This window comes from Streptomyces hawaiiensis, from assembly GCF_004803895.1.
GTDB lineage: Bacteria > Actinomycetota > Actinomycetes > Streptomycetales > Streptomycetaceae > Streptomyces > Streptomyces hawaiiensis.
In genome coordinates, this window is sequence record NZ_CP021978.1 from 2,068,291 (window position 1) to 2,089,483 (window position 21,193).

The 21,193-nt window shown below is 72.8% G+C and carries 17 protein-coding genes and 1 riboswitch; of the genes, 11 read left to right on the forward strand and 6 right to left on the reverse strand.

The genetic code is table 11. The annotated features are described in order from the left end of the window. Positions 1–21: 21 nt before the first annotated feature. From CEB94_RS09570 to CEB94_RS09580, 3 genes are all read right to left on the reverse strand, one after another. On the reverse strand, positions 22–825 hold the full coding sequence (locus CEB94_RS09570; RefSeq protein ID WP_175431766.1) for an enoyl-CoA hydratase/isomerase family protein: 804 nt from the start codon (positions 823–825) through the stop codon (positions 22–24). A gap of 150 nt (positions 826–975) precedes the next feature. Further along, complete coding sequence (locus CEB94_RS09575; protein WP_010037790.1) at positions 976–1,194, reverse strand: helix-turn-helix domain-containing protein; 219 nt, start codon at positions 1,192–1,194, stop codon at positions 976–978. Between the two features lie 335 nt (positions 1,195–1,529). Continuing rightward, positions 1,530–3,128 (reverse strand): ABC-F family ATP-binding cassette domain-containing protein, encoded by a 1,599-nt coding sequence (locus CEB94_RS09580; RefSeq protein ID WP_175431767.1) that lies wholly within the window; start codon positions 3,126–3,128, stop codon positions 1,530–1,532. A 251-nt stretch (positions 3,129–3,379) separates the two neighbouring features. Here CEB94_RS09580 and CEB94_RS09585 point away from each other — a divergent pair, with 251 nt between their 5' ends. Then, complete coding sequence (locus CEB94_RS09585; protein ID WP_175431768.1) at positions 3,380–3,793, forward strand: VOC family protein; 414 nt, start codon at positions 3,380–3,382, stop codon at positions 3,791–3,793. Between the two features lie 25 nt (positions 3,794–3,818). On the opposite strand, the gene CEB94_RS09590 is transcribed toward CEB94_RS09585, so the two are convergent. The 3 genes from CEB94_RS09590 to CEB94_RS09600 form a co-directional block, all read right to left on the reverse strand. After that, positions 3,819–5,219, reverse strand: a complete 1,401-nt coding sequence (locus tag CEB94_RS09590) for a hypothetical protein (RefSeq protein WP_175431769.1) — start codon at positions 5,217–5,219, stop codon at positions 3,819–3,821. A gap of 257 nt (positions 5,220–5,476) precedes the next feature. Further along, entirely contained in the window at positions 5,477–6,604 is a 1,128-nt protein-coding gene (locus CEB94_RS09595; RefSeq protein ID WP_175431770.1) for an alpha/beta hydrolase, read from the reverse strand. Positions 6,605–6,688: 84 nt separating this feature from the next. Beyond that, entirely contained in the window at positions 6,689–7,420 is a 732-nt protein-coding gene (locus CEB94_RS09600; protein ID WP_175431771.1) for a class II aldolase/adducin family protein, read from the reverse strand. Positions 7,421–7,560: 140 nt separating this feature from the next. Between CEB94_RS09600 and CEB94_RS09605 the strand changes: the two genes are divergently transcribed. The 10 genes from CEB94_RS09605 to cobI all read left to right on the forward strand — a co-directional run bounded on the left by CEB94_RS09605 (position 7,561) and on the right by cobI (position 21,174). Then, a complete protein-coding gene (locus tag CEB94_RS09605; protein ID WP_175431772.1) occupies positions 7,561–8,313 on the forward strand; it encodes a lysozyme in 753 nt (250 codons plus the stop codon). A 143-nt stretch (positions 8,314–8,456) separates the two neighbouring features. After that, a complete protein-coding gene (locus CEB94_RS09610; protein WP_175431773.1) occupies positions 8,457–9,701 on the forward strand; it encodes an inorganic phosphate transporter in 1,245 nt (414 codons plus the stop codon). Between the two features lie 34 nt (positions 9,702–9,735). Continuing rightward, positions 9,736–9,957 carry a hypothetical protein gene (locus CEB94_RS09615; protein WP_175431774.1) on the forward strand — a complete coding sequence of 74 codons (222 nt, stop codon included), beginning with the start codon at positions 9,736–9,738 and terminating at the stop codon, positions 9,955–9,957. A 115-nt stretch (positions 9,958–10,072) separates the two neighbouring features. Beyond that, positions 10,073–10,230: riboswitch (cobalamin riboswitch) on the forward strand. 100 nt (positions 10,231–10,330) lie between these two features. Continuing rightward, a complete protein-coding gene (locus CEB94_RS09620; RefSeq protein WP_175431775.1) occupies positions 10,331–11,284 on the forward strand; it encodes a cobalamin biosynthesis protein in 954 nt (317 codons plus the stop codon). 1 nt (position 11,285) lies between these two features. Further along, positions 11,286–12,794 (forward strand): cobyric acid synthase, encoded by a 1,509-nt coding sequence (locus CEB94_RS09625; RefSeq protein ID WP_175431776.1) that lies wholly within the window; start codon positions 11,286–11,288, stop codon positions 12,792–12,794. After that, on the forward strand, positions 12,791–16,447 hold the full coding sequence (cobN, locus tag CEB94_RS09630) for a cobaltochelatase subunit CobN (protein ID WP_175431777.1): 3,657 nt from the start codon (positions 12,791–12,793) through the stop codon (positions 16,445–16,447). The genes CEB94_RS09625 and cobN overlap by 4 nt, the downstream gene beginning before the upstream one ends. Continuing rightward, positions 16,444–18,441 (forward strand): putative cobaltochelatase, encoded by a 1,998-nt coding sequence (locus CEB94_RS09635; RefSeq protein WP_175431778.1) that lies wholly within the window; start codon positions 16,444–16,446, stop codon positions 18,439–18,441. Before cobN ends, CEB94_RS09635 begins: the two co-directional genes overlap by 4 nt. After that, positions 18,441–19,040, forward strand: a complete 600-nt coding sequence (gene cobO, locus CEB94_RS09640; protein ID WP_175431779.1) for a cob(I)yrinic acid a,c-diamide adenosyltransferase — start codon at positions 18,441–18,443, stop codon at positions 19,038–19,040. Before CEB94_RS09635 ends, cobO begins: the two co-directional genes overlap by 1 nt. Continuing rightward, positions 19,037–20,446 (forward strand): cobyrinic acid a,c-diamide synthase CobB, encoded by a 1,410-nt coding sequence (locus CEB94_RS09645; protein WP_175431780.1) that lies wholly within the window; start codon positions 19,037–19,039, stop codon positions 20,444–20,446. The genes cobO and CEB94_RS09645 overlap by 4 nt, the downstream gene beginning before the upstream one ends. Next, positions 20,443–21,174, forward strand: a complete 732-nt coding sequence (gene cobI / locus CEB94_RS09650; protein WP_175431781.1) for a precorrin-2 C(20)-methyltransferase — start codon at positions 20,443–20,445, stop codon at positions 21,172–21,174. The genes CEB94_RS09645 and cobI overlap by 4 nt, the downstream gene beginning before the upstream one ends. The last annotated feature ends 19 nt before the right edge of the window (positions 21,175–21,193 follow it).

Here is a 21,193-nt window from a genome sequence, read left to right on the forward strand (position 1 = left end):
TCCCGGCCGGCCCGGCGGTCCTCAGTCCCCGACGCCCGCGAGGTCCCGCAGCCTGCGGGCCTGGGACTGGCGCTCCGCCACGCGCTGCTCCTCGTACGTGCGGTCCTGGGCGCCGCGCAGCAGGGCCTTGGTCTCGACGACCGCGTCACGGGGCGCGGCGAGCACGGCCGAGGCGAGGTCGCGCACGGTGTCGTCGAGCTGGTCGGCGGGCACGGCGACGTTGGCCAGGCCGGTGTTCACGGCCTCCTCGGCCGTGACGAAGCGCCCGGTCACGCAGATCTCCAGCGCGCGGGCGTATCCGACGAGTCCCACCAGCGGATGCGTGCCCGTCAGGTCGGGCACGAGTCCGAGGCTGGTCTCGCGCATGGCGAACTGCACGTCGTCGGCGACAACGCGCAGGTCGCAGGCGAGGGCGAGTTGGAAGCCCGCCCCGACGGCATGCCCCTGGACAGCGGCGACGGAGACGATGTCGCTGCGCCGCCACCAGGTGAACGCCTCCTGGTATTCGGCGATGGTCGCGTCCAACTCGGCGTCGGCGCCGCGCGCGAGGTCGATGAACGACGGTTCGCCGTCGAAGCCCTCGGGCGTGAACGCCTGCCGGTCGAGCCCGGCCGAGAAGGACTTGCCCTCGGCCCGCAGCAGCACGACGCGGACGGAGCCCGGCAGCCGCCGCCCGGCCTCGGTCAGCGCGCGCCACAGAGCGGGGCTCTGCGCGTTGCGCTTGGCCGGGTTGGTCAGCATCACCGTGGCGATCGCGTCGTCGACGGTGAGCCGTACGCCGTCCTTGTCGAGTACGGGAACGAGGTCCTTGTCGGGCGAAGCCATGGGACGCCTCCGATGTGTGCGGTCGTCTTGCGTGCCGTACGACGGCTTCACCGCCGTAGCAGGCCACGCTTAAGTGACTGCACAGTAACCACCCGGCCGGTCAGTCGACCGACCGGGTGGCCACCATCGGAGCCGAGGGGCCACCCGGGGTCAGGCCGTGGCCTTTTTGCCCCGGGTCGCCCCACCACGCCCTCGCAGCGTGACGCCCGACTCACTGAGCATGCGGTGCACAAAGCCATACGAGCGGCCGGTCTCCTCGGCCAACGCCCGGATGCTCGCACCGGCGTCGTACTTCTTCTTCAGGTCTGCCGCGAGCTTGTCGCGCGCGGCGCCGGTCACCCGGCTGCCCTTCTTCAGAGTCTCGGCCACCCGTGCCTCCTCATGGGAAGTGCGCTCTGGTCTCCTCATGATCACCCCTCCGGGCCGTCATGGCCACCCATTCGGCAAGGTCCGTGAGACAAGGTTGTGACGACGGGAGCGCGTCCCCACATGCGGAATACAAAATTCCGAAGACTGGCGTCCGTACGGCCGAACGGATGATGGAGGAAAAGGCCAGGTCAGAAAGGCGGCGCGGCCGAGCCCGGAAGAATCGGGGGCTCGGCCGCGAAATCGATGTAGGACACACCTCGGTACGAGGAGATCTCACACAGATGATGGATCACCGCTAGGCCGAATGATCCATACGCCGTTGATCACGCATTCGATCAAGCGAGGGCGACGAGATCCGCGTAGTCGGCGCCCCACAGGTCCTCGACACCGTCGGGCAGCAGGATGATCCGCTCCGGCTGGAGGGCCTCGACCGCGCCCTCGTCGTGCGTGACGAGGACGACCGCGCCCTTGTAGGTGCGCAGCGCGCCGAGGATCTCCTCGCGGCTGGCGGGGTCGAGGTTGTTGGTCGGCTCGTCGAGGAGCAGCACGTTCGCCGAGGACACCACGAGGGTGGCGAGGGCGAGGCGGGTCTTCTCGCCGCCGGAGAGGACCCCGGCCGGCTTGTCGACGTCGTCGCCGGAGAACAGGAACGAGCCGAGCGTCTTGCGGACCTCCACCAGGTCCAGGTCGGGGGCGGCCGAGCGCATGTTCTCCAGGACCGTGCGCTCCGGGTCGAGGGTCTCGTGCTCCTGCGCGTAGTAGCCCAGCTTGAGGCCGTGGCCCTCGATGACCTTGCCGGTGTCGGGCTCCTCCGCCCCGCCGAGCAGGCGGAGCAGGGTCGTCTTGCCCGCGCCGTTGAGACCGAGGATGACGACCCGCGAGCCCTTGTCGATGGCCAGGTCGACGTCGGTGAAGATCTCCAGCGATCCGTAGGACTTCGACAGGCCCTCGGCCATGAGCGGGGTCTTGCCGCACGGGGAGGGCTCGGGGAAGCGCAGCTTGGCGACCTTGTCGGACTTCCGCTCGGCCTCCAGGCCGGCCAGCAGCTTGTCCGCCCGGCGGGCCATGTTCTGCGCGGCGACGGTCTTGGTGGCCTTGGCCCGCATCTTGTCGGCCTGCGAATGCAGCGCGGAGGCCTTCTTCTCGGCGTTCTGCCGCTCGCGCTTGCGGCGCTTCTCGTCGGCCTCGCGCTGCTGCTGGTAGAGCCTCCAGCCCATGTTGTAGATGTCGATCTGGGCGCGGTTGGCGTCCAGGTAGAACACCTTGTTGACGACCGTCTCGACCAGGTCGACGTCGTGGGAGATCACGATGAAGCCGCCGCGGTAGGTCTTCAGGTAGTCGCGGAGCCAGACGATCGAGTCGGCGTCGAGGTGGTTCGTGGGCTCGTCGAGGAGCAGGGTGTCCGCGTCGGAGAACAGGATGCGGGCCAGCTCGATACGGCGGCGCTGACCGCCGGAGAGGGTGTGCAGCGGCTGGCCGAGCACCCGGTCGGGCAGGTTGAGCGCGGCGGCGATGGTGGCGGCCTCGGCCTCGGCGGAGTACCCGCCCTTGGTGAGGAACTCCGTCTCCTGGCGCTCGTACTGCTTGAGCGCCTTCTCGCGGGTGGCGCCCTGGCCGTTGGCGATGCGCTGTTCGTTGTCGCGCATCTTGCGGATCAGCACGTCCAGGCCGCGCGCGGACAGGATGCGGTCGCGGGCGAGGATGTCGAGGTCGCCGGTGCGGGGGTCCTGCGGGAGGTAGCCGACCTCGCCGGAGCGGGTGATGGTGCCGCCGGCGGGCATGCCCTCGCCCGCCAGGCATTTGGTGAGGGTGGTCTTCCCCGCGCCGTTACGGCCGACCAGGCCGATGCGGTCGCCCTTGGCGATGCGGAACGAGGCGTTTTCGATGAGGACGCGGGCACCGGCGCGCAGCTCGATACCGGAGGCGGAGATCACGGACAGACTCCAGGGCGGATACGGGGGCGGGATGGACGGCTGAGGACGTTCCCGCCGTCTAATGCGCGAGGAGAATGGCCATGAGGACAGTCTAACGGGGACGTGCAACCACTTTTTCTGTGTGCGGGTGTTCGATCACCGGCGGCCGGACGAAGGGCCGTTGTCAGTGGCCGGTGGAAGACTGAGCAGCGGGCCGGACTCCGGCTTTCCCAGCGGTGGGACACGCAGTGAGACACGAGGAAGTGATCGCCATGGCAGGCACGTCCGGCGGACGTCCGAGCATCTACCCGACGCTGCTGTACACGGACGCGAAGGCGGCGATCCGGCAGCTCACGGAGGCCTTCGGTTTCACGGAGCTGTCGGTGTACGAGGGCGAGGACGGCTCGGTGATGCACGCCGAGCTGGCGCAGGGCAACGGCGCGGTGATGGTCGGCACCAAGGGCCGGGGCGGCCTGTTCGACGCGGCCATGAAGAACGCGGGCACCACGGGGGTGTACGTGGTGGTGGACGACGTCGACGGGCACCACCGCCGCGCCGTGGACCACGGAGTGGAGGTGCTGATGCCCCCGACGGACCAGGACTACGGCTCGCGGGACTACATGGCCCGGGACCTCGAGGGCAACGTGTGGAGCTTCGGGACGTACGCGCCCGAGATAGCGGGCTGACGACCCGCGGGGCGGGCCGCGGGGGCTAGCTGCCGCCGGTGTGCACCTGGAAGGCGGCCCGGCGCACGGCCTTGGCCAGGGCCGGGTCGGGGTGTGCGGCGGCGAGGGCGACCAGGACCTGCACGGTGCGCGGGTGCCCCACGGCGCGTACCTCGTCCAGCAGCATCGGGATGGTCGGCTGCACCGCGGACTCCAGATGGCGCACCAGCAGCGGCGCCTCACCGTGGTCGGCGACGGCGGCCGCGGTGTCCACCCACAGCCAGGTCGCCTCCTCGCGGGTGAGGACCTCGTGGGCGTCCTCGGGGTCGGCGCCGTCGTGCTCGGCCAGCCACAGCAGCGCGTACGGCCGGAGCGTGGGCTCGTCCAGCACGCCGCGGACGTCCGGCTCGGCGGGGGCGCCGACCACGCGCAGCGCCTCGAAGGCGAGGCCGCGCAGCAGGGCGTCCTCGCCGCGGGCGGCGCCGAGGAGTTCGGTGACGGCGCTGCCGACGGGGCGGGCGGCGAGCCAGGCGCGGTACTCGGCGCGGGCCGCGTTCGGGCGCAGCTGGGCGCAGCCGCGGAGCATGCCGTCGGCGGCCTGCTCGATGTTCCCGGCGGGGCTCTGCGCGGCGACGCAGATCTGCTCCAGCTTGACCCAGACCGCCCAGCTGCCGAGCGGGGTGAGGGTGGCATGGCCGTCGCCGTAGGTGAGGGCGCCGACGGAGGCGAGGGCACGCAGAGCCCAGTCGAGCAGGGGGGCGAGCGGGGCGTCGGTGGGTTCCGGTTCGACCGGCGGCTCGGGCCGGGGGCCGTAGGGGATCTCACAGCGGGCGGTGCGCAGCTCGGTGACGCGCTGCTCCAGGAGGTCGAGGAGCTGCTCCACGGGGACGGGCCCGGCGGACAGCTGGAGGAAGGACAGCGCCTGCGGCATGGCGGAGACGACCTCGGCGACGGCGGCGGGCTCGTGCTCCGCGGGCTCCGGATGGGCGAGCGACCAGGCGTCGAAGAGCGCGACCCAGCCGCGCAGCACGGCGCTGTCGTCGCGGTCCCAGGCGCGCAGCCGCCAGCCGGGGCGGGCGCTGTCGCCGTGCACCTCGACGAGGCCGGCGAGGCGGGCGGTGTCCCAGTCGGCCCTGACCTGAGCCGCGGTCAGACCCAGATCGCGGGCGGCCCGTTCGGCCGTCGCGTCGGAGAGGGTGGCCTTGCCGCCGTCGGTGGCGCTGTCGCGGCCGGGGCCGAGCGCGGCGTCGGCCCAGCGGGCGACGCGGGCCGCGTCGGCGAGACCTGAGCGTGCGCTTCTGGCCAGCTCCGCCGGTGCCGGGGTGCCCTCCGGGGGGCGGGGTGCGGGGCGGCGCGAGCGCCGCTGGTTCATCGCTGGGGGGGCGGCGGCCAGGGGTCGCGGGCGGACGAGTCGAAGCCTGGAGTCGCGCGGGATACGGGACGTCACGGGGGCAGTCTTCCGGTTGACGGTCCGAAAACCCAAACGGAATGTCACGGCGGGCGACGGGGATGGCCAACGCACCGGTTCCCGTGAGCGGTCGAGGGCCGGGAACAGGCCAGTGGTACGCCGCTAAACGGAATCGTGGCGACCGGTCGGTGCGGGGCGCGACGGGACGCGGTCGCGACGGGGCGAAGGCGGCGTGAACGGGGGGTGCGTGAGAAGCCGGCACGGCAGGCCGCATCGACGGGTGTGCGGGCAGGGGGTCACATGAGGGGCGTCAGGAAGCGCCGGAGCGCTTCCTCGTAGGCCTTCGGGTCGGCGTTCCACATGGCTCCGTGGGGAGCGTTGCCGACGGTGCGCAGGGTGACCGCGTCGGGGCGGGCGTCGGCGAGCCGGCGGGAGAGCTGCCATGGGGCGACGGTGTCGTCCGGGCCGTGGAAGACCAGCGCCGGGACGCGCAGCCCGTCGGACGGGGCCGGGCCCGCGACGCGGTCGCCGGACAGGCCGGTGCGTCCCTGGGCGGCGCGGACCGCGAGGGGCAGCAGCGCGCCCGGGGTGCGGCGGGCCGAGGCGAGGGCGCGCAGGGTGGTCTCCCAGGCGAGCACCGGTGAGTCCAGGACGAGCCCGGAGACGCGGTCGCGCAGCCCCGAGCGCTCGGCGGCGCGCAGGGCCATGGTGGCGCCGGTGGACCAGCCGTGCAGGACGACCTGCCGGGCTCCGTAGCGCACGGCGTAGCGGATGGCCGCGTCGAGGTCACGCCACTCGGTCTCGCCGAGGTGGTTCAGGCCGTCGGGCGGGCGGGGTGCGCCCAGGTCGCCGCGGTAGGCGAGGGCGAGCACCGGGAAGTGGTTGCGGTGCAGGAACGGCATGACGTTCATGGCGAGTTCCCGGGTGGCGCCCAGGCCGTGCACGGCGATCACCCAGGTGTCCCGCTTGCCCGGCACGAACCACGCGGGCAGGGCGCCGAGTTCACCGGGGACGTCGACGTCGGCGTGTTCGATCCCGAGGGCGGCGCTCGGGTTGCCGACGTATACGTTCGGCGTGAGCCAGACCTTGTCACCGGACTTCAGCGTGCCGTGCGTGACGCTCTCCAGACGGCGCACGACGGTGTCGGCGGGGTGCGGGGCGCCGGTCAGGACGGGGCCGACGACCGCGTGGGAGCCGTCGCCGGACAGGCCGTAGCGGCCGGGGCGCAGGGCGGCGAGGTCCCGGGTGAGGCTGATCTGCCCGGCAGCCGTGCCGTGCACGGTGAGACGGGGCTCGGTGGGCAGGGGCCTGCCTGGGGGCGCCTTGAGCGCGGCGTCGCTGGCGAGCCGGCCGGCGGCCACCGCGGCGGCACCGGCCCCGAGCACGGCGGTGACGGCAGCGGCCGTCGCTTTGACAATGCGCACGGCTTCAGTGTCCTGGCGGATTCCGTGGGCGACCAGTGGGCGGGAGCGGCGGGGTGATGCCCGCGGGTGCCGTGCGGACGGCACTCAGCCTCGCTGGCCGTAGCCGCGCAGGCGTTCCTCCACCTCGGTCAGCTGCTCCCCGGACAGCAGGCTCGGGGTGAGGCCGGGCACCGAGGCGGCGGTCAGCCACAGGCGGCACATCCACTCCAGCTGGGCGGTGCGGTCGTAGGCCTGGGCGAGGGTGGTGCCGTAGGTGACGGTGCCGTGGTTCTGCAGGAGGCAGCCGGAGCGGTCGGCGAGGGCGCGGAGCATGTTCTCGGCCAACTCGTCGGTACCGTACGTGGCGTACGGTGCGACCCGGACGGGTCCGCCGAGCGCCGCGGCCATGTAGTGGATCAGCGGGAGCTCGCTCACGAGCGTCGAGACGGCCGTCGCGTGCACGGCGTGGGTGTGGACGACGGCCAGGGCGCCGGTCGTGCGGTAGACCGCGAGGTGCATCGGCAGCTCGCTGGTCGGGACGAGGGTGCCGAGGACCTGCCGGCCGTCGAGGCCGACGCCGGTCACGTCGTCCGGGGTCAGCCGGTCGTAGGGGACGCCCGACGGCGTGACCAGGACGGTTTCCCCGACGCGCACCGAGACGTTGCCGGACGTGCCGACGACGAGTCCGTCCGAGACCGTCCGGCGGGCCGTCGCGACGAGGTCCTCCCAGGCGCGCGCCTCCTCGGGGCGCGCACTCCGGCGCCGCGGCTCCCCCGCGCCCCGTTCGCCCTTCCGTGCGTCCCCCGTGCCCCGCTCGTCGCCCCGCTGCTCAGCCATGCCGCGATCCTGCCAGGCAGGATGGCAACGCGCCGCGCGGAGGGGGCACTTCTCGTGACCGGAGATCTCCGGTCATTCAACGATCTTCCCATACTATCTGGTGGATTTGCCGTGCATGTCGCCCTTCCGGGGGGAACCACATGGCCCGTGACCGCACACCGACCCGCCGCCGCGGCCGCTTACTGGCGGCATCCGCGGCGGCACTCGCCCTGGCCGGGACCGCGCTCGCCGGAGTTCCGGCCTCGGCGGCGGGCCGCCCGAAGGGGCACGACGTCTCGTCCCATCAGAGGAACGTCGACTGGCAGGACGCGAAGAGCAAGGGCGCCCGGTTCGTCTACGTCAAGGCGACCGAGTCCACCGCCTACCGCAACCCCTACTTCGGGCAGCAGTACAACGGCTCGCGCGCGGCGGGCCTGGTGCGCGGCGCGTACCACTTCGCCCTGCCGAACCGGTCCTCCGGTCAGGCGCAGGCGGCGTACTTCGCGCGCAACGGCGGCAGCTGGACCGCGGACGGCTGGACGCTGCCGCCCGCGCTCGACATCGAATACAACCCGTACGACAAGAAGCACAAGTGCTACGGCCTGACGAAGACGGGGATGGTCGGCTGGATCAAGGCGTTCAGCGACGAGGTCGAGCGGCTCACCGGCCGCCGCCCGGTGATCTACACGACCGCCCACCGGTGGAGCACGTGCACGGGCGACAGCGGCGTCCTCGCCGCCGGTCATGCCCTGTGGATCGCCCGCTACGACACGTCGGGCCCCGGGACGCTGCCGGCCGGCTGGTCCTCCTGGACCTTCTGGCAGCACGACAACGGCAGCGGGACCTTCCCGGGTGACCAGAATCTCTTCAACGGGTCGCTCGATCAGCTGAAACGGTTCGCGCGAGGCACCTAGCCACCGGGGCGCCGGGCCGCCGCTCCGGGGCGTCGCCGCGACCCCCCGTTGCGGTCACCCCTGCGCCCCTCTCAGTTCATCTTCCGTTCACTCAGGTTGCCTACGTTCATACAGCCAACGACCTCGAACGATTGCCTGGGTAAATGGAAAGCTTCTCGCTGATCCTCGCGATTGTGGTGGTAACCGCACTCGCGTTCGATTTCACGAACGGTTTCCACGACACCGCGAATGCGATGGCCACGACCATTTCCACGGGCGCCATGAAGCCCAAGGTTGCGGTGGCCATGTCCGCGGTCCTCAACCTGGTCGGCGCCTTCCTGTCCGTCGAAGTCGCCAACACGATCTCCAAGGGCCTCGTCGACGAGGCCGGCATCCGTCCTGAGGTCATCTTCGCCGCCCTGGTCGGCGCGATCCTCTGGAACCTGCTGACCTGGCTGGTCGGCCTGCCGTCCAGCTCCTCCCACGCTCTCATGGGCGGTCTGATCGGTGCCACGATCGCCTCGGCGGGCGTCGGCGCGGTCCACGGTGACGTGCTGGTCACCAAGGTGCTGATCCCGGCGATCGCCGCCCCGCTGGTCGCGGGCCTCGCGGCGATGCTGGCGACGCGGCTGACGTACTCCCTCGGCAAGAAGGCCGACGGCAAGGCGTCCCGGAAGGGCTACCGGGCCGGCCAGATCGCCTCGGCGGGCCTGGTCTCCCTGGCGCACGGCACCAACGACGCCCAGAAGACCATGGGCATCATCACCCTCGCCCTGATCGCCGGCGGCACCCTCGCCCCCGACTCCGACCCGCCCATGTGGGTCATCCTCTCCGCGGGCGTCGCGATCGCGCTCGGCACCTACCTGGGCGGCTGGCGCATCATCCGCACCATGGGCAAGGGCCTGACCGACCTCCAGCCGCAGCAGGGCTTCGCCGCCCAGACCTCCGCGGCCACGGTCATCCTGGCCTCCTCGCACATCGGTTTCTCCCTGTCCACCACCCACTCCGTGTCCGGCGCGGTGATGGGCGCGGGGCTCGGCCGCAAGGGCGGCGTCGTCCGCTGGTCGACCGCGACGCGGATGTTCGTCGCGTGGGGTCTGACGCTGCCGGCGGCGGCCCTGGTGGGTGCTCTCGCCGAGTACGTCACCGGCTTCGGCGCCTGGGGCACCGCTGTGGTGGCCGTCTTCCTCATCGCCTCCAGCGCGGCGATCTGGAAGCTGTCGCGGCGTGAGATCGTCGACCACACCAACGTCAACGACACCGACGAGGCGGAGCCCGCGGGCGTGGTCACCACGGCGATGGCCGCCGTGACGCCGCCGCCGGCCGGTACGCCGGCGGAGGAGCCGGTGCCGTCGTTCCCGGCCCAGGCCACCGTCGAACGGACGCCGACCACGACCACGACGGTCTGACCCCGCCACCCGGTTACAAGGAAGAGTCTCTGAGATGAAGATCGACTGGGCGGCCCTCGGCTCCGTCTTCGGTGTCAGCCTCGTGGTCACCGTGGCCCTCGTCGGCCTGTTCACCCTCGGCATCACCGGCCTGTCGCGCCGCGAGCGTGCGGTGGCGGAGGGCGGGTCCGCGAGCCTCGCGGTCACCGGCGCGTACGCGTGCTTCGCGGCGTGCGCGGCGGCTGTCGGGTACGGCATCTACCTGATCGTGGCCTGACGGCCCGACCGCACATCGTCCACCGGGCGGCGCGGGACTTCGGTCCTGTGCCGCCCGGTCGTCGTGTGTACGGAAGGGGACGATGTGGGGTTCTGCACACTCTCCCCTCGCAGGTCAACGGCAAGTTGACGGCGGTTCCCGGCCGTGGTGGACTGCCGGGGCCAGTACGGCGGCAGGAGAGGAAGCCGGTGAAAGTCCGGCGCGGTCCCGCCACTGTCACCGGGGTAGCAATCCCCGGGAGCCAGGAACTCTCACCGCCGGTCTCGTCGAACCAGGGCGTGGACACCCTGAGTGAGGACACGTATCGCCATGCGCGGCTGCCCATCCGGTTTCAACATCCCACCCCTGCCTGCCTTTCCGGCCGGCTGAGCCCATGGGTGCCGGTCGCGTCTTCGCGTACGGCGCCGCCGCCGGTCTGATCGGTGACCTGCTGCTCGGTGATCCTCGCCGAGGGCATCCGGTCGCCGCGTTCGGGCGGGCCGCGGGCGCCGTGGAACGGGTGTTGTGGCGGGACCACCGCGGGTGGGGCGCGCTGCACACCGCCGTGTGTGCCGGAGGGACAATCGCCCTCGGGTCCGTCGCCGCGCGTGCCGTGCGGACCTCCGGCGTCGCCTCCGTCGCGCTGACCGGAGCCGCCACCTGGGGTGTCGTCGGGGGGACTTCACTCGCCCGGGAGGCACGGACCATCGGGCGTGCCCTGGAGGCCGGGGACGTCGAGGCGGCCCGGGCCCGGCTGCCGCATCTGTGCGGGCGGGATCCGCAGGCCCTCGACGCCGACGGTATGGCCCGGGCCGTGGTCGAGTCCGTCGCCGAGAACACCTCCGACGCGGTGGTGGGGGCGCTGGTGTGGGGGGCCGTCGGCGGGGTGCCGGGGCTGCTGGGTTTCCGGGCCGTCAACACGCTGGACGCCATGGTCGGGCACAAGTCGGCCCGGTACCGCCGGTACGGGTGGGCCTCCGCGCGCCTGGACGACCTCGCGGGGTGGCCGGGAGCACGGCTGACCGCCGTACTCGCCGCCCTGGCCGGGCCGGATCCGCGGGGGGCCATGCGGGCCTGGCGGGACGACGCGGCGAAGCATCCGAGTCCCAACGCCGGGCCTGTGGAGGCCTCGTTCGCGGGGGCGCTCGGGGTGCGGCTGGGCGGGACGCTCTCGTACGGCGGGCGGATGGAGCACCGGCCCGTGCTGAACACGCAAGGACGTGCCGTCGGTACGCACGACGTCGAACGGGCCGTGCGGCTCTCGCGGCGGGTCACCTGGCTCGCGCTCGGGGTGTGCGCCGGTGCGCGGCTGCTGAGGAGTGCGCGGTTGCTGAAGAGGGGGAAATGACATGGGCGGTGGTCTTCTCGTCGCCGGTACCACCTCCGACGCCGGCAAGAGCGTCGTGACCGCCGGGATCTGCCGGTGGCTGGTGCGCCAGGGCGTCAAGGTCGCGCCCTTCAAGGCGCAGAACATGTCCCTGAACTCCTTCGTGACGAAGGAGGGGGCCGAGATCGGGCGGGCCCAGGCCATGCAGGCGCAGGCCTGCCGGGTCGAGCCGACCGCGCTGATGAACCCCGTGCTACTCAAGCCCGGTGGCGAGCAGAGCAGTCAGGTCGTGCTGCTGGGCAAGCCGGTCGGCGAGATGAGCGCGCGCGGCTACCACGGCGGGCGGCAGCAGAGGCTGCTCGGGACGGTGCTGGACTGCCTGGAGCAGTTGCGGGGCACGTATGACGCGGTGATCTGTGAGGGGGCCGGTTCTCCCGCCGAGATCAATCTGCGGCGGACGGACATCGTGAACATGGGGATCGCCCGGGGCGCCGGGCTGCCCGTGCTCGTGGTCGGCGACATCGACCGGGGCGGTGTGTTCGCCTCGTTCTTCGGGACGGTGGCGCTGCTGTCGCCCGAGGACCAGCGTTACGTCGCCGGGTTCCTCGTCAACAAGTTCCGCGGGGACGTCTCCCTGCTGGAGCCGGGCCTGGACATGCTGCTCGGCCTCACCGGGCGGCGCACGTACGGCGTACTGCCCTTCCGGCACGGGCTCGGGATCGACGAGGAGGACGGGCTGCGCGTCTCCCTGCGGGGCGCCGTGCGGGAATCCGTCGTCGCCCCGCCCGTCGGCGAGGACGTGCTGCGGGTCGCGGTCTGTGCCGTGCCGCTCATGTCCAACTTCACCGACGTGGACGCCCTGGCCGCCGAACCCGGGGTCGTGGTGCGGTTCGTGGACCGGCCGGAGGAGCTGTCCGACGCCGACCTCGTCATCGTGCCCGGCACCCGCGGGACGGTCCGGGCACTGGAGTGGCTGCGTGAGCGGGGGCTCGCCGAGGCCCTGGTCCGCCGGGCCGCCGAGCAGCGGCCCGTCCTCGGTGTCTGCGGCGGTTTCCAGATCCTCGGCGAGCACATCGAGGACGACGTCGAGAGCCGCCGGGGCCACGTCGACGGGCTCGGGATCCTGCCCGTGCGGGTGCGGTTCGCCCGCGAGAAGACCCTCACCCGGCCGGCGGGGGAAGCCCTCGGCGAGCGGGTGGAGGGCTACGAGATCCATCACGGCGTCGCCGACGTCACCGGGGGAATCCCCTTCCTGGACGGCTGCCGGGTCGGCCAGACCTGGGGCACGCACTGGCACGGCTCACTGGAGTCGGACGGCTTCCGGCGGGCCTTTCTGCGCGAGGTGGCGGCCGCCGCGGGCCGCCGCTTCGTGCCGGCGCCGGACACCTCGTTCGCCGCGCTGCGCGAGGAGCAGCTCGACCGGCTCGGCGACCTGATCGAACAGCACGCGGACACGGACGCGCTGTGGCGGCTCATCGAGTCCGGCGCGCCGCAAGGACTGCCCTTCATTCCACCGGGAGCGCCCGCATGAGCACAGTGTTGTTGTTGTCGACCGCCGACACGGACCTGCTGGCGGCCCGGGCCGCCTCCGGGGCCGACTACCGGATCGGCAATCCGACCCGCGTGGACGTCCAGGAGGAGCTTCCGGCCCTGCTGGACGGGGCCGGCATCGCCGTCGTCCGGCTGCTCGGCGGCAAGCGGGCCTGGGAGGACGGTCTCGCCGCGCTGAAGGCCTCCGGCATCCCCACCGTGCTGCTCGGCGGCGAGGCCGTGCCGGACGCGGAGTTGATGGCCGAGTCGTCCGTCCCGGCCGGTGTCGTGGCCGAGGCGCTGAAGTACCTCGTGGAGGGTGGGCCGGACAACCTCACCGAGCTGGCCCGGTTCCTCTCCGACACCGTGCTGCTGACGGGCGAGGGGTTCGTCGAGCCGCGGAAGATGCCGGAGTTCGGCGTCCACGGCGAGCGCGCCCGGGTGGAGGGCCGTCCGACCGTCGGCGTGCTCTTCTACCGGGCCCACGAGCTGAGCGGCAACACCGCCTTCGTGGACACCCTGTGCGACGCGATCGAGGCACACGGCGCCAACGCGCTGCCGGTGTTCTGCGGTTCGCTGCGCGGGGCGGACGAGGAACTGTACGAGATCCTCGGCCGGGCGGACGCCCTGGTCGCCACCGTCCTCGCCGCCGGCGGCACCCACGCCTCGCAGGCCTCGGCGGGCGGCGACGAGGAGGCCTGGGACATCGGCGCCCTCGCCGAGCTGGACATCCCCGTACTGCAGGGCCTCTGTTTGACCTCCTCGCGGCAGGCCTGGGCGGATTCGGACGCCGCCCTCTCCCCCATGGACGCCGCGATGCAGGTGGCGATCCCGGAGTTCGACGGGCGGCTGATCACCGTGCCGTTCTCCTTCAAGGAGCAGGGCCCGGACGACGTGCCCGTGTACACCGCCGACCCTGAGCGGGCGGCGCGCGTCGCCGGCATCGCCGTACGGCACGCGCGGCTGAAGCACAAGGAGAACGCCGAGAAGAGGCTCGCCCTGGTCTTCACCGCGTACCCGACCAAGCACTCCCGGGTCGGCAACGCGGTCGGGCTCGACACCCCGGCCTCGGCGGTGCGGGTGCTGGACGCGCTGCGGGACGCCGGATACGTCGTCGAGGGGCACCCGGCGGAGGGTGACGAGCTGATCCACCGGCTCATCAGCGCCGGCGGGCACGACGTGGAGTGGCTGACGGAGGAGCAGCTGGCCGCCGCGCCCGCGCGGGTGCCGCTGGCGGACTACCGGGCCTGGTTCGACAAGCTCGACCCGGAGCTGAAGAACGCGATGACCGAGGCGTGGGGCGAGCCGCCGGGCAGCCTCTACGTCGACGGCGACGACATCGTGCTGGCGTCCCTGCAGTTCGGGAACGTCGTCGTGATGATCCAGCCGCCCCGCGGCTTCGGCGAGAACCCGATCGCGATCTACCACGACCCGGACATGCCGCCGTCCCACCACTACATGGCGGCCTACCGCTGGCTGGAGAACAGTTTCGGCGCGGACGCCATCGTGCACATGGGCAAGCACGGCACCATGGAGTGGCTGCCCGGCAAGGGCCTCGGGCTCAGCGGGGGCTGCGCCCCGGACGCGGTCCTCGGGGAGCTGCCGCTGATCTACCCGTTCATCGTCAACGACCCCGGCGAGGGCACCCAGGCCAAGCGGCGCGGGCACGCCACGGTCGTCGACCACCTCGTGCCGCCGATGGCCCGCGCCGACACCTACGGCGACCTGGCCAAGCTGGAGCAGCTCCTCGACGAGTACGCGCTCGTCTCCGACCTGGACCCGGCGAAGGCCCCGACCGTGCGCGCCCAGATCTGGACGCTGGTCAAGGCGGCCGAACTCCACCACGACCTGCATGTCGACGAGCAGCCGGACGACGCCGCGTTCGACGAGTTCGTCATGCACATCGACGGCTACCTGTGCGAGATCAAGGATGTGCAGATCCGCGACGGGCTGCACATCCTGGGCGGCGGGCCGGTGGGTGAGCCGCGTGTCAACCTCGTCCTGGCCGTGCTGCGCGCCTCGCAGGTGTGGGGCGGGCAGGCCAACGCGCTGCCCGGGCTCAGGGCGTCGCTGGCTCAGCACTTCGGGCTGGCGGAGAAGGAGCTGCTGGCCGAGCCCGGGGCCCCGGTGAAGGTGCCCGCCGAGCTGACGGACCTGGTGGACGGCCCGGCCCGCAGCGCCGCCGACGCGATCGACCTGCTGGAGCAGCTGTGCCGGCGGATCGCGGAGGGCATGGAGGAACGCGGCTGGGCGGCCGCCGAGAGCGCGCCCCTGGTCCGGGAGGTCCTCGGCACCGAGCTGCCCGAGGCGGTCGCGGTGGTGAGGTTCGCCTGCACCGAGGTCGTGCCCCGGCTGGAGAAGACCACCGACGAGATCGGGCACATCCTGCGGGCGCTGAACGGCGGCTACGTCCCGGCGGGTCCCTCCGGTTCGCCGACCCGCGGGCTCGTCAACGTCCTGCCGACGGGCCGGAACTTCTACTCCGTCGACCCCAAGGCCATTCCATCCCGGCTGAGCTGGGAGGTCGGGCAGTCGCTCGCGGACTCGCTGGTGCAGCGGTATCTGCAGGACACCGGCGAGTACCCCACGTCCGTGGGCCTGACGGTGTGGGGCACCTCGGCCATGCGCACCCAGGGCGACGACATCGCGGAGATCCTGGCGCTGCTGGGCTGCCGGCCGGTGTGGGACGACGCCTCGCGCCGGGTGACCGGGTTCGAGGTGATCCCCCCGGCGGAGCTCGGCCGGCCGCGCATCGACGTGACGGTCCGCATCTCGGGCTTCTTCCGGGACGCGTTCCCACACGTGGTGGGGCTGATCGACGACGCCGTCCGCGCGGTCGCCGAGCTGGACGAGCCGGCGGAGTCCAACTACGTCCGGGCCCACGCCGACGAGGACACCGCCGAGCACGGCGACCGCCGCCGGGCCACGGCCCGCATCTTCGGCTCCAAGCCGGGGGCGTACGGGGCTGGTCTGCTGCCGCTGATCGACGCCCGCAACTGGCGCTCCGACGCGGACCTCGCCGAGGTGTACGCGGTGTGGGGCGGCTACGCCTACGGCCGGGGGCTCGACGGGCGGGCGGCGCGCGGGGACATGGAGACGGCGTTCAAGCGGATCGCCGTCGCCGCGAAGAACGTCGACACCCGTGAGCACGACCTGGTCGACGCCGACGACTACTTCCAGTACCACGGCGGCATGGTCGCCATGGTGCGGCACCTGACGGGCGCGAGCCCCGAGGCGTACGTCGGTGACTCGGCCACCCCGGACCAGGTGAAGACCCGCACCCTCGGCGAGGAGACGCACCGCGTGTTCCGCGCCCGGGTGGTCAACCCGCGCTGGATGGCGGCCATGCGGCGGCACGGCTACAAGGGCGCCTTCGAGATGGCGGCGACCGTGGACTACCTGTTCGGGTACGACGCCACGGCCGGGGTCGTGGACGACTGGATGTACGAGAAGCTCAGCGCCGAGTACGTCTTCGACCCGGAGAACCGGGACTTCATGAAGAAGTCCAACCCCTGGGCGCTGCGCGGCATCACCGAGCGGCTGCTGGAGGCGGCCGACCGAGGGCTGTGGGCCGAGCCGGACGCGGAGACGCTGGAACGGCTGCGTGCCACCTATCTGGAGCTCGAAGGCGACTTGGAGGGCGACGAGAAGTGACCACTCCCTTTCCGTTCACGGCCGTCGTGGGCCAGGACGACCTGCGGCTCGCGCTGCTGCTGAACGCGGTGTCACCGGCGGTCGGCGGTGTGCTGGTGCGCGGCGAGAAGGGCACGGCCAAGTCGACCGCGGTGCGGGCGCTGTCGGCGCTCATGCCCACGCTGGACGTCGTCTCCGGCTGCCGGTTCTCCTGCGCCCCGGGCTCCCCCGACCCCGGCTGCCCGGACGGGCCGCACGAGGCGGGGGCGTTCGAGACCCGGGCCGCGCGCATGGTCGAACTGCCCGTCGGCGCCTCCGAGGACCGGCTGGTGGGCGCGCTGGACATCGAGCGGGCCCTCTCGGAAGGTGTGAAGGCCTTCGAGCCCGGCCTGCTCGCCGACGCGCACCGCGGGATCCTCTACGTCGACGAGGTCAACCTCCTCCACGACCACCTGGTCGACCTGCTGCTGGACGCCGCCGCGATGGGCGCCTCGTACGTCGAACGCGAGGGCGTCTCCGTGCGGCACGCCGCGCGCTTCCTGCTCGTCGGCACCATGAACCCCGAAGAGGGCGAACTGCGGCCGCAGTTGCTCGACCGGTTCGGGCTGACCGTGGAGGTGGCGGCCTCACGGGAGCCGGACCAGCGGGTGGAGGTCGTCAGGCGACGGCTGGCCTACGACGACGACCCCGGCGGATTCGCCGCGCGCTGGGCCGAGGAGGAGGCCGCCGTACGGGCGCGGATCATCGCCGCTCGGGAGCTGCTGCCGTCCGTGCGGCTGGGCGACGGGGCGCTGCGGCAGATCGCGGCGACCTGTGCGGCCTTCGAGGTCGACGGCATGCGCGCGGACATCGTGATGGCGCGCACCGCCACCGCGCTGGCGGCCTGGGCCGGGCGTACGGACGTGCTCGCCGAGGACGTCCGGCAGGCGGCGCTGCTCGCGCTGCCGCACCGGCGGCGGCGCAACCCCTTCGACGCGCCGGGGCTCGACGAGGACAAGCTGGACGAGACCCTGGAGGAGTTCGGCGGCTCGGACGACGACGATCCGGACCCGGACCCCGGGCCGGACGGGCCCGGCGGGGGCGGCGGACAGCCGGAACCCGACGACGCGCCCCAGGGCGACGGCGACGCCGCGGCCCGGCCCGAGGCCGGTGAGGACGGGCAGCCGCAGCCCTCGGGGGCCGGCGAGCAGTCGGCCGTACGGGCTTCCGAGCCGTTCCGCACCAAGGTGCTGAGCGTGCCCGGGCTCGGCGAGGGCGCCGCCGGGAGGCGTTCGCGGGCCAGGACCGAGCACGGGCGGACGACCGGGGCCCGGCGGCCCCGGGGCGCGCTCACCAAGCTGCACCTGGCGGCGACCGTGCAGGCCGCGGCGCCGCACCAGCGGGCGCGCGGCCGGTCCGGGCCGGGCCTGGTCGTGCGCCGGGACGATCTGCGGCAGGCCACCCGCGAGGGGCGCGAGGGCAATCTCGTGCTGTTCGTGGTGGACGCCTCCGGGTCGATGGCGGCACGGCAGCGGATGAGCGCCGTCAAGGGCGCGGTGCTGTCGCTGCTGCTGGACGCCTACCAGCGGCGCGACAAGGTGGGCCTGGTGACCTTCCGCGGCTCGGGCGCGGACGTCGCGCTGCCGCCGACCTCGTCGGTGGACGCGGCGGCGGCCCGGCTGGAGACGCTGCCGACCGGCGGGCGTACGCCGCTCTCCGCCGGGCTGCTGCGCGCCCACGACGTACTGCGCGTGGAGCGGCTGCGCGATCCCGCGCGGCGGCCCCTGGTCGTGCTGGTGACGGACGGACGGGCCACCGGCGGCCCCGAGCCGGTCGCCCTGGCCGGGCGGGCGGCGCGGCTCTTCGCGGCCGACGGTGTCGCCTCGGTCGTCGTGGACTGCGAGTCGGGGCCGGTACGGCTGGGGCTCGCCGGGCAGCTCGCCGGTGAACTGGGCGGGACCGCCGTGACATTGGACGAGCTGCGGGCGGACAGCATCGCCGGGCTCGTGAAGGACGTGCAGAGGAGGGCCGCGTAATGCCGCAGGGACAGCCGAGTGTGGTGCCGGACGACGGACTGACCACACGGCAGCGCCGGAACCGGCCGCTGGTCGTCGTGCACACGGGCGTCGGCAAGGGCAAGTCCACCGCCGCCTTCGGGCTCGCACTGCGGGCCTGGAACCAGGGGTGGCCGATCGGGGTGTTCCAGTTCGTCAAGTCGGCGAAGTGGAAGGTCGGCGAGGAGAACGCGCTGCGGGTGCTGGGGGCCTCCGGGGAGGGCGGCTCCGTCGACTGGCACAAGATGGGCGAGGGCTGGTCCTGGGTGCAGCGCGACGCCCAGATGGACAACGAGGAGAAGGCCCGGGAGGGCTGGGAGCAGGTCAAGCGGGACCTGGCGGCCGAGACGTACCGGCTGTACGTCCTCGACGAGTTCGCGTACCCGATGCACTGGGGGTGGGTCGACACCGATGAGGTGATCGACGTGCTGCGCAATCGGCCCGGGACCCAGCATGTGGTGATCACCGGGCGGAACGCGCCCCAGAAGCTGGTCGACTTCGCCGACCTCGTGACCGACATGTCCAAGGTCAAGCATCCGATGGACGCGGGCCAGAAGGGCCAGAGGGGCATCGAGTGGTGAGTGTTTCCGTCCCTCGGCTGGTCATCGCCGCGCCCTCCTCGGGCAGCGGCAAGACCACCGTCGCCACGGGGTTGATGGCCGCGTTCGCCGCGCGGGGGCTCGCCGTGTCCCCGCACAAGGTCGGGCCGGACTACATCGACCCCGGGTACCACGCGCTCGCGACCGGGCGGGTGGGGCGGAACCTCGACGCGTACCTGTGCGGGCCCGAGTTGGTCGGGCCGCTGTTCCTGCACGGGGCGCGGGGGTGTGACATCGCCGTCGTCGAGGGCGTGATGGGGCTGTACGACGGGGCCGCGGGCGAGGGTGAGCTCGCGTCGACGGCTCATGTCGCGAAGCTGTTGCGGGCGCCGGTGGTGCTGGTCGTCGACGCGTCGTCGCAGTCGCGGTCGGTGGCGGCGCTGGTGCACGGGTTCGCGTCCTGGGACCCGGAGGTGCGGGTCGGGGGCGTGATCCTGAACAAGGTCGCCTCGGACCGGCACGAGGAGCTGTTGCGGGAGGCGCTGGAGCAGGCCGGCGTGCCGGTGCTCGGGGTGTTGCGGCGGGCTCCGCAGGTGGATACGCCGTCGCGGCATCTGGGGCTGGTGCCGGTCGCCGAGCGGCACGCTGCCGCTGTGGAGGCCGTGGCGGCGATGGCTTCGCAGGTTGCCGCCGGGTGTGATCTGGACGCGTTGGCGGGGCTGGCGCGGAGTGCGGGTGCGTTGTCGTGTGCGGCTTGGGACGTGGCCGGGGTTGTTTCCTCGCCCACCCACCATCCGACACGGTCGGACAAGAAGCAGGACCCGCAGGACGTGGTCGCCGGAGCCGCGCCGGTCGTCGCCGTTGCCGGGGGTGAGGCGTTCACCTTCTCCTACGCCGAGAACACCGAGCTCCTCACCGCCGCCGGGGCGCAAGTCGTGCCCTTCGATCCCCTGCGGGACGAGGAACTCCCGGACGGGACCGCCGGGTTGGTGATCGGGGGCGGGTTTCCCGAGGTATACGCCGCCGAGCTGTCCGCCAACGAACCCCTGCGCAAGGCCGTTGCCGAGCTGGCGAGCAGCGGTGCTCCCGTCGCCGCCGAGTGTGCCGGGCTGCTGTATCTGTGCCGGGAGCTGGACGGGCTGCCGATGTGTGGGGTGCTGGACGCCGGGGCGCGGATGACCGAGCGGCTCACTCTGGGCTACCGGGACGCCGTGGCCGTGGGCGACAGTGTGCTCGCGGCGGCCGGGACCCGGATGCGGGGGCACGAGTTCCACCGGACCGTCGTGGAGCCCGGCTCGGGGACGGAGCCCGCCTGGGGGGTCCGCGGCCCCCGGCCGCGGGTCGAAGGTTTCGTACAACGCGGTGTGCACGCGAGCTATCTGCACACGCACTGGGCGTCCGAGCCCGGTGTGGCCCGTCGGTTCGTGGAGAGGTGCCGGACGTCATGAGCAGCAGGCTGGTCGGAGTCGGGGTGGGGCCCGGGGATCCGGAGCTGGTGACCGTCAAGGGCGTCAACGCCCTGCGGGAGGCCGATGTCGTGGTGGTCCCCGTGATGGACACGGGAGAGCGCGGCCGGGCCGAGGCGACCGTGTTGCACTACGTGCCCGAGGAGAAGGTCGTCCGGGTCGTGTTCGCGCTGAACGAGCGCAGTGACCGGGGGCGGCGCGAGGCCGCCTGGGACGCGGCCGGGGGCCGGGTCGCCGAGTTGCTGCGCCGTCATGCCGCCGTGGCCTTCGCGACCATCGGCGACCCCAACGTGTACTCGACGTTCACGTACCTCGCGCAGACGATCGCCGAGCTGGTGCCGGGGACCGTCGTGGAGACCGTGCCCGGGATCACCGCGATGCAGGACCTCGCCGCCCGGTCGGGCGCCGTGCTGACCGAGGGCACCGAGCCGCTCACGCTGGTGCCCGTCACCGCCGGGGCGGCGGTGCTGAAGGACGCCCTGGCCGGGCCGGGGACCGTGGTCGCCTACAAGTTCGGGCGGCAGGCCCATGAGGTCGCCGAGGCGCTGCGGGAGACCGGGCGGCTCGCCGACGCCGTGTGGGGATCGGCGCTCGGGCTGCCGGAGGAGTCCGTACGTCCGGCCGCCGAGCTCGGCGACACGCCCCTGCCCTATCTGTCGACGCTCATCGCACCCGCCCGGCGCGACGGCGGACGGGGCGGAAAGCTCTGACCCGCCCGTCCCCCACTCC

Excerpts from the sequence above, each read along its gene's own strand:
- CEB94_RS09570 (WP_175431766.1), bottom strand. The coding sequence starts at position 825 with ATGGCTTCGCCCGACAAGGACCTCGTTCCCGTACTCGACAAGGACGGC.
- CEB94_RS09585 (WP_175431768.1), top strand. The coding sequence starts at position 3,380 with ATGGCAGGCACGTCCGGCGGACGTCCGAGCATCTACCCGACGCTGCTG.
- CEB94_RS09600 (WP_175431771.1), bottom strand. The coding sequence starts at position 7,420 with ATGGCTGAGCAGCGGGGCGACGAGCGGGGCACGGGGGACGCACGGAAG.
- CEB94_RS09605 (WP_175431772.1), top strand. The coding sequence starts at position 7,561 with ATGGCCCGTGACCGCACACCGACCCGCCGCCGCGGCCGCTTACTGGCG.
- CEB94_RS09610 (WP_175431773.1), top strand. The coding sequence starts at position 8,457 with ATGGAAAGCTTCTCGCTGATCCTCGCGATTGTGGTGGTAACCGCACTC.
- CEB94_RS09615 (WP_175431774.1), top strand. The coding sequence starts at position 9,736 with ATGAAGATCGACTGGGCGGCCCTCGGCTCCGTCTTCGGTGTCAGCCTC.
- CEB94_RS09620 (WP_175431775.1), top strand. The coding sequence starts at position 10,331 with ATGGGTGCCGGTCGCGTCTTCGCGTACGGCGCCGCCGCCGGTCTGATC.
- CEB94_RS09625 (WP_175431776.1), top strand. The coding sequence starts at position 11,286 with ATGGGCGGTGGTCTTCTCGTCGCCGGTACCACCTCCGACGCCGGCAAG.
- cobN (WP_175431777.1), top strand. The coding sequence starts at position 12,791 with ATGAGCACAGTGTTGTTGTTGTCGACCGCCGACACGGACCTGCTGGCG.
- cobO (WP_175431779.1), top strand. The coding sequence starts at position 18,441 with ATGCCGCAGGGACAGCCGAGTGTGGTGCCGGACGACGGACTGACCACA.
- cobI (WP_175431781.1), top strand. The coding sequence starts at position 20,443 with ATGAGCAGCAGGCTGGTCGGAGTCGGGGTGGGGCCCGGGGATCCGGAG.